The sequence below is a fragment of the Pseudoalteromonas sp. KS88 genome (assembly GCF_004766475.1).
Taxonomy (GTDB): domain Bacteria; phylum Pseudomonadota; class Gammaproteobacteria; order Enterobacterales; family Alteromonadaceae; genus Pseudoalteromonas.
Map to the genome: position 1 here is coordinate 26,055 of NZ_PYHV01000031.1, position 11,664 is coordinate 37,718.

12 protein-coding genes are annotated in these 11,664 nt (G+C 39.6%); 6 read left to right on the top strand and 6 right to left on the bottom strand.

From position 1 onward, the window contains the following. The 4 genes from C7Y70_RS18070 to C7Y70_RS18085 all read right to left on the bottom strand — a co-directional run bounded on the left by C7Y70_RS18070 (position 1) and on the right by C7Y70_RS18085 (position 3,728). Entirely contained in the window at positions 1 to 621 is a 621-nt protein-coding gene (locus C7Y70_RS18070) for a 2OG-Fe(II) oxygenase (protein ID WP_135476304.1), read from the bottom strand. Positions 622 to 737: 116 nt separating this feature from the next. Next, entirely contained in the window at positions 738 to 1,625 is an 888-nt protein-coding gene (locus C7Y70_RS18075; RefSeq protein ID WP_135476306.1) for a LysR family transcriptional regulator, read from the bottom strand. A gap of 120 nt (positions 1,626 to 1,745) precedes the next feature. Next, complete coding sequence (locus C7Y70_RS18080; RefSeq protein ID WP_135476308.1) at positions 1,746 to 3,269, bottom strand: DUF3369 domain-containing protein; 1,524 nt, start codon at positions 3,267 to 3,269, stop codon at positions 1,746 to 1,748. Between the two features lie 51 nt (positions 3,270 to 3,320). Further along, entirely contained in the window at positions 3,321 to 3,728 is a 408-nt protein-coding gene (locus tag C7Y70_RS18085; RefSeq protein WP_099295059.1) for a DUF2721 domain-containing protein, read from the bottom strand. Positions 3,729 to 3,826: 98 nt separating this feature from the next. Here C7Y70_RS18085 and C7Y70_RS18090 point away from each other — a divergent pair, with 98 nt between their 5' ends. Genes C7Y70_RS18090 through tsaD form a run of 3 tightly spaced genes read left to right on the top strand, consistent with a single transcriptional unit; the run spans position 3,827 to position 5,790 of the window. After that, the gene (locus C7Y70_RS18090; protein WP_099295058.1) at positions 3,827 to 4,153 is read left to right on the top strand and encodes a DUF2007 domain-containing protein; all 327 of its coding nucleotides are present in this window, start codon (positions 3,827 to 3,829) and stop codon (positions 4,151 to 4,153) included. Continuing rightward, on the top strand, positions 4,146 to 4,736 hold the full coding sequence (locus C7Y70_RS18095; protein WP_135476310.1) for a YjaG family protein: 591 nt from the start codon (positions 4,146 to 4,148) through the stop codon (positions 4,734 to 4,736). The genes C7Y70_RS18090 and C7Y70_RS18095 overlap by 8 nt, the downstream gene beginning before the upstream one ends. A gap of 40 nt (positions 4,737 to 4,776) precedes the next feature. Beyond that, positions 4,777 to 5,790, top strand: coding sequence for a tRNA (adenosine(37)-N6)-threonylcarbamoyltransferase complex transferase subunit TsaD (gene tsaD, locus C7Y70_RS18100; protein WP_099295056.1), 1,014 nt, complete (start codon positions 4,777 to 4,779; stop codon positions 5,788 to 5,790). Here the strand turns inward: tsaD and plsY are convergent. Continuing rightward, positions 5,787 to 6,404, bottom strand: coding sequence for a glycerol-3-phosphate 1-O-acyltransferase PlsY (gene plsY / locus C7Y70_RS18105; RefSeq protein WP_099295055.1), 618 nt, complete (start codon positions 6,402 to 6,404; stop codon positions 5,787 to 5,789). The two genes, tsaD and plsY, sit on opposite strands and share 4 nt — an antisense overlap. A gap of 223 nt (positions 6,405 to 6,627) precedes the next feature. Between plsY and folB the strand changes: the two genes are divergently transcribed. The 3 genes from folB to C7Y70_RS18120 are packed head-to-tail and all read left to right on the top strand — an operon-like array spanning position 6,628 to position 8,274. Beyond that, positions 6,628 to 6,987, top strand: coding sequence for a dihydroneopterin aldolase (gene folB / locus C7Y70_RS18110; RefSeq protein WP_135476312.1), 360 nt, complete (start codon positions 6,628 to 6,630; stop codon positions 6,985 to 6,987). A gap of 1 nt (position 6,988) precedes the next feature. After that, a complete protein-coding gene (folK, locus tag C7Y70_RS18115) occupies positions 6,989 to 7,477 on the top strand; it encodes a 2-amino-4-hydroxy-6-hydroxymethyldihydropteridine diphosphokinase (RefSeq protein ID WP_099295053.1) in 489 nt (162 codons plus the stop codon). Beyond that, entirely contained in the window at positions 7,474 to 8,274 is an 801-nt protein-coding gene (locus C7Y70_RS18120; RefSeq protein ID WP_099295052.1) for an undecaprenyl-diphosphate phosphatase, read from the top strand. Before folK ends, C7Y70_RS18120 begins: the two co-directional genes overlap by 4 nt. Before the next feature lie 73 nt (positions 8,275 to 8,347). Here the strand turns inward: C7Y70_RS18120 and C7Y70_RS18125 are convergent, their stop codons facing one another. Continuing rightward, positions 8,348 to 11,251, bottom strand: coding sequence for a TonB-dependent receptor (locus tag C7Y70_RS18125; RefSeq protein ID WP_135476314.1), 2,904 nt, complete (start codon positions 11,249 to 11,251; stop codon positions 8,348 to 8,350). Positions 11,252 to 11,664 lie beyond the last annotated feature (413 nt).

Consider the following 11,664-nt stretch of genomic DNA (forward strand, 5'->3'; position numbering starts at 1 on the left):
TCAACGAGGAGGATCAATAATTCCGCTGATAGACGTATTCATTCTAAACCAACCAGCGATAGAGTAACGATCATCGACAGCAGGAAGTACTTCATGCATAAAGCGATCGCTTTCAAACATCACGAGCGTGCCTGCTTGAGGTTTAATATTAACCTCGACTTGCTTGCTTTGAGGTTTGTAGATTACTAATTCGCCCCCACTATGAGGAGTATTTAAATATAGTACCGTAGTAAAAATACGATTAGAACGACCCTTAAATGCATCATAGTGTTTTTTGTAAAAATCCCCATTAAGGTACTTAGCATAATGGCATTCGTAGTCGAATAGGCCTAAAAAGAAACTGCGATTCAGTACTCCCCTCATTTCTTCCATAAGCGCTAAGTAATGAATCTGTGCCTCGCTGCTGGCATCAAACCAAAATGTTTTATCTTTACGGATAGTTTTATTAACGTGTAAATCACTTTTTCGACCAATACCCGCAATATTAAAGTCAGGGTTTACTCTATAGCAATCATGCATGAGTTGAGCAATGAGGGTCTTAGAGACCGCATTGTGAATTATTGTAAAACCGTGCTTTTCGATATCATCTAAATAGATTTCTGAAATGAAATAGGGGATCATTTTACGTACTAAGTATCAAAGGTTAGCCAGTTTAGCCTATTAAGCCGTTTACGCGAACTTAAATCTACTAAAAAGAAGCAAAAAAAGCCTGAAGTAATCAGGCTTTTGATTTATATTTATTCACTAATAGACAGCGCTGTCTTTTTAATAAGTGAAAGCAGCTGATTTACATGGTCACCCTGAGGGACATGGTGGCTTGTTTTAACTACCAATTGTTCTTGCGTTAAATCCTTATTTGTTTTCAATTGCACCAAACCGGTATGCTCTGCAACTGTGTTAGCATGTTCAATACTGGCAATTGCAAAGTGATTTGATTTACATAAACCATCCATCACTTGCTCAATGCTGCCCACTTTAATTGACGGTGTTTTATTTAGCCCCTCAATAGCTTCGTTTAACATGGCTTGGATTTGCTTAGACTGTGAGAAACAGCCATACATTGGGTAGTCAATAAGATCTTGTTTACTAATATCACTTTTTTCAGCGAGTGGGTGAGTTTTAGCTACAAATAAAATAAGTTGATCAGGTAAATGAATATCAGTACCTATGCTATTAATTGCTTGTGAGCATACGCTAATATCAATTTCACCAAGTTGAAGTTTACGCATTAATTCACTTGGTTCTTGAAGTTGCATCTCGATTTTTACATGGGGGTATTGTGCTAAAAACTGACCACAAGAAACAGGGACGATCGCACTTGCTTTATTGGTATAGCCAATTACTAACTTTTCATCAGAACAACCATTAACAGATTGGTATAGACGTTTTTTAGTTACTTCAAGTTCATTCAATGCCGCTTGCGCATAGCTTAAAAACAATTCACCTTCAGTGGTTAATTTTACCGAACGAGTAGAGCGTTTAACTAGCTCGTAACCCATTTCATCTTCTAATGTTTGGATGCTGCGTGTTAACGCTGATGTACTAATTTTTGTTGTTTCAGCTGCTTGGCGAAAGTGCCTAAGCTGACCCAGTGCTACAAATTGTTCTAGTTGTTCAAATCTCACTTTTATAGTCCTTTGTAATAAGTAAGCCACACGGAGGCGAACATAGTTGAAATAAACCTAATAGATACTAATGCATTGTACCTAATTTGAAAAGGCAATTTTACACAAATGTTACAACCATTAGTCTGGGTATTGTTTATTTATCTGTAGAAAAAGTGCTAAATTTTCGATGAATAAATCGACTAACTTGGGGTCGAATTGCTTGCCTCTTTGTTCTTTAATAAGCGCTATAACGTCATCCATTAACCATGCTTTTTTATAGCATCGTTCGCTGCCAAGCGCATCAAAGACATCAGCAAGCGCTGTAATGCGTCCCGTAATATGTATTTCTTCTCCTTTTAATTGATTAGGGTAACCAGTGCCATCCCATTTTTCATGATGAAGATAGGCAATAAGTGAACCGCATTTTAAAATTTCATTATTGGACTTGTTAAGAATGTCGTATCCAATTTGAGCATGAGTCTGCATGATTTTCCATTCTTCAGCATCCAGTTTTCCGGGTTTATTTAAAATGCTATCAGGAATGCTGATTTTGCCAATATCATGAAGTGGTGAGGCCAGTTTGATTATTTCACATTCAAATTCATTTAATCCGTATAGCTTGCCTAAAAGTTCACTGTATAAGGCAACCCTTTTAACGTGAGAACCGGTTTCTTTAGAGCGTTTTTCAACGGCTTCACCTAAAATATAGGATAACTCTTTTTGTGAATCTTTTACCATTTCACGCATTTTTAAATTATCGTAGGCAAGGGCGATATTGTTGGCAAAATATTCTAAAAGTTGGTGCTCCGTGCCTCCTAGTTGAGAACCCTTATGAATGTAAAGCATAGCTTCAAGGCCTGCTTGAGTAGAGAAATAGCCTACATAGTCATGATTTGTTTTATAAGAAGATTTACGATTATGCGCATCAATAAATAGCGCTTTTACATTCTCAGGAATATCACTATTCATTGGTAGGGATTTTACGCCCGAGGCAGCAAGCAACTCAAAGTCAGTTGCTGGAGATGTTTGTTGGTTTACTGCCGCGGCACAATAAATTTCGGTTCCATCTAAACCTAGTACATTTTTTACATGAGTTAAAATTGTTGATGCAAATTCATTAACACTGCCACACATTAAAAATGAACTTGAAGCCGTAATTATTCTTTCTAACCCTTTTTTATGGCGCTCAATAATTTGAATATCTCTGTGGGCTCGAAGTGCAGAATAAAGCAGCGTCTTCATTTTTATAGCGGTCAGCTCAGTTTTGTTTTTGTAGTCATTTATATCGTAATCACGAATGACTGCTTCTTCAGGCGCTTCACCTGGCTGTCCGGTCCTAAGGATTAAGCGTATATCGTGATTATTAATATCTTCGCGGATAAACTTTATGAGCTCTAGCCCAGCGTGACTAGTCTCCATCACAACATCAATTAAACCCACAGAAAAGTCAGGGTGTTGTTGTAATAATTGCTTGGCCTCTTGGGCAGAATATGCATGATGAAACCTGAGTGCTTTATTCTCAAACTTAAAGCCGGATAATACCAATTTGGTCACTTGATGAATGTCATCTTCATCATCGACAACTAATACATCCCAAAAATCGGGCTCGCTATTAAGTGTGGCCTCTTGAATTACCTCATTTGAAAATAAAAAGTCACTCAAATGAATACCCTTAAGTTTAATTATTCACATATAGAGTATAGTGTCTGTTTTTTAGTCTGCCTGTTTGCTGTGTGGTTTTTTTTCAATATTCTTCAACTCGATCTCTATAGCATCACAGGAAATATGAATTTCATATAAAGAGGTTAAAAGTGACAAAGCTAAGCATCCTAGGCTAATACCAAAGAGGACTACGCCAACGGTTTTAAACTCAATAAATAATGCAAACATCGAAATAGTACACATTAAAAATGAGGCTACACCATAAACTTGCATGGTTCTTATAAGTTTAATACGCTTTCTGAGGTTCGCTATTTGCTCTACGACAATTGGGCGAATCGTTTTCCCTTCACGGGCATTTAGCTCTCTAATTAATTGCGCTAATACTAAAAAACGATTTGTATAGGCTAACAGCAACAAGGATATTGCAGGAAAGAGTAAGCCAGGGGTTGTGAGGGTCATAACTAGGTCCAGTATAGCTGTAGGTTTAAACACCCAGCCTAGCAATCAAGTAAATGAAAGTAAAAGAGTTCGCTTATAAAATAACAGGAAAGTAATAAATGAATAATCCATTTCAATGGCTCACCATTTATAGTGCCGCGGATGCTGTAGAGGCGAATATTGTTAAAGGCTTACTTTTAGCCAATGACGTGAATTGTCAATTGTTAGGCGAGTCTTTACAAAGTGCGGTGGGTGAAATACCCATTGCACAAACTGAAGTTCGTGTTCAGGTTTATGCGATTAAAGAGCGCCAGGCGCGAGAAATATTGATAAACTATACACAAGAACAACAATCCGCTCCTGATTGGGTTTGCCCTAATTGTAATGAGCATAATGGGTCAACATTTGAAATGTGTTGGTCCTGTAGGACATCAAAGAATGACTAAAGCGAATAATTTTCAGCGAATTCGAGAGCTTAATTATTTACAGCAAGCGGTGTTAGCCGCAGCACTTATTGAGCGAATGCTACCAAATTACGGTTTATTTAGTGAAGCGACAGGGTTTGGTGATGAAACAACGCTGCGCAGTGCACTTAATGTATGCTGGGAAAAAATTCTTTTACCTAAAAGTAAAATTGATTTAGAAAAACAAATTGAAAAAATTGAACCTAATGTACCTGAGTTAGCAGACTTTGACATGTTTGGAACCTACCCAGCAATAGATGCTGCTACCGCTTTACTTGGTTTAATGCATGGTTTAATTGCTCAAGATGGCAGTGAGTTCGTTAGCATAAGTAAAATATCGCAAGCGACGGTAGCACGCTTTATTGAATACCAACTCACCGTTGAAGGTGAGATTGCTGATAACAAAATGGTGCGAGAGCATCCCCTTATGCAATATGAAATTGATGTACTCAGCGAAATGATTGATTATGTTGAGCAGATGGGAAGAGTGACGTCACAAAGTGTTAAATCACTTAAGCAGCATGCCATTGCTGATGGCCAAACAAACATTGGTTTAGCGTTATAAAATTAATCTAAGTAAATCTACTCGTTAGGAGAAAGTTGCAGTGCGAATTTTAGGCATTGAATCATCATGTGATGAGACTGGTATTGCTATTTATGATGATGAGCAAGGGTTACTCGCGCATCAATTATATAGTCAGGTAAAAGTGCATGCTGATTATGGAGGAGTGGTTCCAGAGTTAGCTTCACGTGACCATGTTCGAAAAACGCTACCGCTTATTGATGCAGCATTTGCTCAAGCCGGTTGTGGTCCTGAAGATCTTGATGGTATTGCCTACACCGCAGGCCCTGGTCTTGTTGGAGCTTTACTTGTTGGTACTTCAATCGGGCGCTCATTGGCTTATGGTTGGGGAATTCCTGCCGTTGCAGTACATCATATGGAAGGGCATTTACTGGCTCCAATGCTTGAAGAAGATGTACCAGGGTTTCCATTTATTGCGCTTTTAGTCTCAGGTGGCCATACCATGATGGTTAAAGTCGAAGGTATTGGTCAATATGAAGTGCTAGGAGAGTCTGTTGATGACGCTGCAGGAGAAGCGTTTGATAAAACTGCAAAACTCCTTGGTTTAGATTACCCAGGTGGGCCTCGCTTAGCGAAACTGGCTGAGCAAGGTGAGCCTAAGCGATTTATATTTCCACGACCAATGACTGACAAACCCGGGCTTGATTTTAGCTTTAGTGGTTTAAAAACGGCCGCGGCTATCACGATTCGTGATAATGATGATGCTGAGCAAACCAAAGCCGACATTGCTCATGCCTTTCAAACCGCCGTCATTGACACACTGGTTATCAAATGTAAGCGTGCGTTAAAACAAACGGGTATTAAGCGCCTTGTTATTGCTGGTGGCGTAAGTGCCAATGTGCAATTGCGCGCACAACTAGAACGTGTAATGCAAGGCATGAAAGGTCAGGTGTATTACCCAAGAACTGAGTTTTGCACGGATAATGGCGCAATGATAGCGTACGCAGGCATGCAGCGTTTAAAAGCAGGGCAGTTTGCAAGCCTTGATATGAAGACTAAGCCACGTTGGCCAATAGATAGTCTTGAGGCGATTTAATTCGCGTTGTGATCATTTTGAGTTGGCGGCTTTTTTTTGTCGCCAATTTTAGGCTCTTGCCCACTGAACAAGCGTTTAATATTGCCGTGATGACGGATAATAATTAGCACAGTTAAAAACGTAACAGGTAATGTATACAATGGTTTTATCCACCATGTGTACAGCGGTGCTAATGCAACCGCAGTGAGTGCTCCCAAGGATGAATAGCGAGTGAGTGCAACTACAGCAACCCACGTTGAAATTAATAGCCCACCTAGCGTTAAACCTATCGGCAACAGGGTGCCAAACGCTGTTGCAACCGCTTTTCCCCCTTTAAAGTTAAAGAAAACGGGAAACATATGACCCAAACAAGCAGCCACACCAATTAGTCCTAGGATTAGCGGATCTAACTTTAAAAAATAAGCGCCCCAAACAGGAATCGTGCCTTTAAGAATATCAAACACCAAAACTAATACGGCAGGTAAAGCTCCCCCTAAGCGAAATACATTCGTTGCGCCTGGGTTGTTCGAGCCATTCAAGCGTGGATCAGGTAGTTTAAAAAGCCGAGACACTAGAATAGCCGATGAAATCGACCCCAGTAAATAGGCTAAAACTAACATTAATACAGCTATCACGCGGTTCCTTATTTTTTAATTATGTATTTTCGGCTATCATTGGCGTCAAAATTAACATCACAAACACGTGCGTTCAATATTTAGGTAATTCCTTTGCACCTACTGCACATTGTATTGTTAAATTTCTCATAGTTAAACACGCTAAAAGTATATAAATGATATAAATATAAATTATAGCGTGTGTAAACTCATTAAAGAGTTTAAATTTCCAGTTGGAGCAGTTATGGACAAGGTTTTTATATCACAACTACATGTTGACACTATCATAGGCGTTTATGATTTTGAAAAAGAAACTAAACAGAGCTTATTTTTTGATATAGAAATGCTATGCGACATCAAACCAGCTGCCACAACAGACGATATAGGTCTTGCATTAGATTATTCAAAAGTGAGTGAGCGTGTTATTGAGCACACAACGGCTAAGCCCGTTGAACTGTTAGAAACGCTTGTAGAGCAACTAGCTGCACTCATATTAGCAGAATTTAAGACCACTCAGGTAACGATTAAAGTAAGTAAACCTGCCGCGGTGGCGCAAGCACAAACAGTAGGTGTTGAAATTACACGCCAAAAGGCAGCCAATTAATATGGCCCAGATTTATATTAGCCTTGGCTCAAATGTAAATAAAGAGCACTACATTAGCCAGGCTTTGAAAACGTTAACATCATATTTCCCCCATCTTGAACATTCTAGTGTATTTGAAAGTGAGGCAGTAGGATTCACTGGTAGCAATTTTTATAACTCTGTTGTGGGTGCGCAAACAGAGATGCCGCTCGAGCAATTATGTCAGTTACTCAAAAATATTGAGCAAGAAAATGGCCGAACAGCTAATGATAAGAAGTTTAGTCCGCGCACATTGGATTTAGATTTATTGTTTTACGACGATATTGTCTGCGACTCACCAGCACAACTTCCGCGCGATGAAATAACAAAAAATGCATTTGTACTGCAGCCACTGGCAGAAATAGCCCCAAATTTTTATCACCCTGTTGCTGAGCAAACGATTGCCCAGTTATGGAGTAATTACAATAACCCCAATCAAAAACTATGGAAGGTGGAGTTTACTAACCCATGAGTATTATAGAAATTATTGTTTTAGCCCTGATCCAAGGATTGACTGAGTTTTTACCTATTTCAAGTTCAGCACACTTGATTCTTCCTTCGCAAATATTAGGGTGGGAAGACCAAGGTCTAGCCTTTGATGTAGCTGTACATGTTGGAACGCTTGTTGCGGTTGTAATCTACTTTAGAAAAGAAGTAGTCGAAATCTTAGGTGCCTGGTTTAAATCATTTGGTACACAAGGTGCAACCGATGACAGCAAACTCGGCTGGTGGATTATTTTGGGGACTATTCCTGCTGCTGTACTCGGGTTAATTTTCAAAGATTTAATTGAGTTATATTTGCGCAGTGCATGGGTTATTGCTGTAACGACCATTTTATTTGGTTTACTCCTGTGGTACGCAGATGTGAAAGGCAAGCAAACAAAAACAATTTACCAATTAAACTGGAAATCAGCCCTTATGATTGGTATGGCGCAAGCTATGGCAATGATCCCGGGTACGTCACGTTCAGGTATTACAATGACCGCTGGTTTATTGCTTGGAATGAATAAGCAAAGTGCGGCACGTTTTTCATTTTTACTGGCCATTCCTGTTATTTCGATGATGGGGTTGTACTATACAGTTGAGTTAGCGTTGGGTGATGAAGTTGTGGATTGGACTACGCTAATTTTAGGTGCGGGTTTATCATTTGTTTCTGCATACGCTTGTATCTTTCTGTTTTTAAAAATCATTGAACGTATGGGCATGATGCCATTTGTTATTTATCGTTTATTACTCGGTATTGGTTTAATTGTATTTTTAATGATTTAGGCAGTTATACATACAAATAAAAACGCCTTAGCTCACTGAGCTAAGGCGTTTTTTGTTATTAGCTAATACACATTTAGAATGTGTATTTAGCGCCTAGCGATAAACGGCGGCCTTTAACATCAAAGAACTCACCATCGTCGTACGTGAACGGGTTACGTGGTGGCTCACGGTCTAGGATGTTGTTAACACCAACACGTAACTGTAGCTCATCCATTAGGTAAGTTTTGTACATGAAATCAAATGTTGTGTAAGACGGGATATCATTGTAGTTGTTGTCTTCAATGGTCCAGTCATTATCATTAACAGTTGCATGACGGTAGTTCATGGTTAGCACATACGCTGAGTCATCATGAGAATAAACAGCATTAAAACGGCCCTTCCAGCGAGGTGAAGCTGTTTCGCCTACATCAGTTCTAAAATCTTCAGCACGGCCTGTAGAGTTATTGTTGTCCTCTATTAGGTAAGTTGCTGTTAGTTTCAATGCCAAGTCACCAGAGAACAACTCAGTGCGGTATGCAGATTCAACATCGATACCTTTGATTGCTACAGTTGCAGCATTGATAGGTCGATTGTAGAAGTTTGTGATCTCTCCTGTTTTAGAGTCTCGCTCCACGTTGTTACAGAATAGATTGTCTAATGATGTTGATTCATAACAAAGTTTAACATTATCTCGGCCATAATATTCAATAGCATCATCAATTTCAAATGACCAATAATCAAGTGTTAAATCTAATCCTTCAATAAACTCTGGAGTGTAAATAACACCGATAGTGTAATCGTTTGACGTTTCATTTTTAAGGTTTTGGTTACCTTGAATATAGCCAGGAAGACTACCGCCAGCTAACCACTCTTCAGAAGGCATCCAACCTTGAGGCAGGCCAGCAGCTTGGCAGTTTTTGATTACGTTATCTTTATATTTGCTGCCTGACTCAGCGATAGAATCAGCTCTACACACATCCGCGCGACCTGAGCTAAACGTTTTTGAGTTAGGCGTAAATAAATCCCCTAGGTTGGGAGCGCGTACTGATTTAGAACGGTTTAAGCGTACACGTAACTCATCAGTTACACCCCAGTTTAGGGCTATCTTCCAGGCATTATCTTCACCCGTTACCGAGTAATCCATGTAACGAAATGCTGTTTCAAGGGTTAAATCCGTTGTTAGGAAGGTTTCTTCTAATAATGGAATTGAAATTTCAGCTGAAAGTTCGTTTACATCTATTTCGCCGTCCATTGGTGAACTTGAGTTACCAAAGATCAGGCCTTTTTCCATATTTTCAGACGGTGTAATAGTTGCTGACTCACGGCGGTGCTCAGCAGTAAAGGCCGCAGCAACATATCCTGCTGGTAGTTCAAATAAGGCGCCATCTACAGTAACAGCAAACACGGCTTGGTCGTGCTTAGCAAAACGCGTTGCATCAGTCGCTATATAGTCTAGCTGTGCTTGTGTTGCCGAAGTCGCGCCCATTGTGTTAAATGGTGTACAACCTTCAACAGCCCCAATAACTTCGCCATCTGCATTACGCTTAGCACATACTACATTGCCTTGGTATTCAACGGCATCAATAGAGTTAGCCAAGTTTTGCGTTAATACTTCGCCAGTCCAAAGAGTATCTTGCTCGATACGGCCAAATTGTGCGTAAGCAGAGTAGCCCCAGTCATCGTTTAAGATACCTTCAGCGCCGATTGAAGTACGGAATACTTCACGCTCTTGGTTATATGCACGATCGCCCCATAAGTTTTCGTTAGCTTGACGAAGTGTGACTGATGTAAGCTCATTGTCGTCCATTACTTTAGCCATATCGCTTTTTATAAATGCATTGTCGCGACGTATTGTATGGCGGAAGAAGGCTGGAGAGCTCTCTGTGGTTGCATCAGTTTTTGAATAAGTAAAGTCAAACGTAAGTGCATGGTCGTCATTGAGTTCATAAGTACCATACGCTGAAGCAATCATACGCTCTAGTGGCGTTTGAAAGTAATCTTTATAGCCGTGGCCAAAAACACCATCACCTTGATTTTGGCCATTTTGGAAGTAGCTTGTAGCATCTCGTCCAACACCTGGGTTTGGAATACGGCCTAAACCATAGTCAAACGGTTTTAGGTTACCATTTGCATCAAAAGTGTAGTGGTGATTGTCATAGCCGTTATCAACAAAGGCGTCTTTGGTAAAAAAGTCACCACCTTCTGAGTAGTAAGCAAGGCCTGTTGGTTGGCCTAAAACAACACGTGAAGGGATACCGTCGTCACCACTGGTATTTGCCGGGTTTGCGTACGAGTTAACAGGGTTGCGATAAAAATCACGGCTCAGCTTGCCATAGCTTTTGTTTTCTGTGTAATTAAATGAAGCAATAAAAGAGAGTTTATCGCCTTCCATACCACCTGTAATTGAGAAGTTGTTTTGCTCGCCGCCACTTTGCTCTGGACGTACAGTAGAAACATCAAGTTCAATTCCATCCATTGATTTTTTAGTAATGATATTTACAACACCCGCTACAGCATCTGCACCGTAAACGGCTGCAGCACCACCTGTAGCAATCTCGATACGCTCAATCATTGTGGTAGGAATGTTGTTTAAATCAACCGCAGTGTCACCCACAGAACCTGGTACAAAACGACGACCATTAACGAGTACTAATGTACGCGCTGACCCTAAACCACGAAGATCAGTTGTGTTAAGACCTGACGCATAAATAGTATTAGTCGTTGTTTCTGGTGATAAGCCAACCGTCGCCTGTGGCATTTCTGCAAGCAAATCATTAACGTTAGTAATACCTTGGTTTTCCATCTCAACACCGCTGATCACAGTCACAGGCGTTGGCGAGGTTAGGTTAAAACGTTTGATTTTGGATCCAGTCACTTGAATTCGTTCAACAGGTTTAGCATCTGCCGTTGACTGAGCGAATACACTCGATGCGCCAATGGCACCTGTTACAAGTACTGTATTAACCGCTGCTGCGATAAGATTTAATTTTTTCAACATAACACCTTTTAATTTCGACAAGCTTTAAAGACCGATTAAAACTTGATGGAACTTATTTACTTTCACTACTGAGCCAGTTTTGGCTGACACCAAATAAACGTCAGAAAATGTAAGTAAATGTAACTTGCAGATGTTTTATCACAGTACCTAAATTGAGTCTTGAAAGGAGGGAATGTATCAATTGTTTCTTAATTGTGTATTTTGTATTTATTATGGGTATTTTTTGGTATGGTTTTGATTTTATAGTTTTTAATTTGTAATCATGGCTTTACATGGTTATTTGCAAGCTGTTTTCTTGAACTGACTTACTTTTTTTATTAACTAAAACTAAATTATTTATAAATAACTTAGTCTGTTAATTGAGCTTTATTTAAGGTTTTGTATAAAAAATGACGCATGATTTTTGCGCACTT

Coding starts and splice junctions, on each gene's coding strand:
- C7Y70_RS18090 (WP_099295058.1), top strand. CDS start 3,827: ATGAATAATCCATTTCAATGGCTCACCATTTATAGTGCCGCGGATGCT.
- C7Y70_RS18095 (WP_135476310.1), top strand. CDS start 4,146: ATGACTAAAGCGAATAATTTTCAGCGAATTCGAGAGCTTAATTATTTA.
- C7Y70_RS18120 (WP_099295052.1), top strand. CDS start 7,474: ATGAGTATTATAGAAATTATTGTTTTAGCCCTGATCCAAGGATTGACT.
- C7Y70_RS18085 (WP_099295059.1), bottom strand. CDS start 3,728: ATGACCCTCACAACCCCTGGCTTACTCTTTCCTGCAATATCCTTGTTG.
- C7Y70_RS18070 (WP_135476304.1), bottom strand. CDS start 621: ATGATCCCCTATTTCATTTCAGAAATCTATTTAGATGATATCGAAAAG.
- folK (WP_099295053.1), top strand. CDS start 6,989: ATGGCCCAGATTTATATTAGCCTTGGCTCAAATGTAAATAAAGAGCAC.
- folB (WP_135476312.1), top strand. CDS start 6,628: ATGGACAAGGTTTTTATATCACAACTACATGTTGACACTATCATAGGC.
- C7Y70_RS18125 (WP_135476314.1), bottom strand. CDS start 11,251: ATGTTGAAAAAATTAAATCTTATCGCAGCAGCGGTTAATACAGTACTT.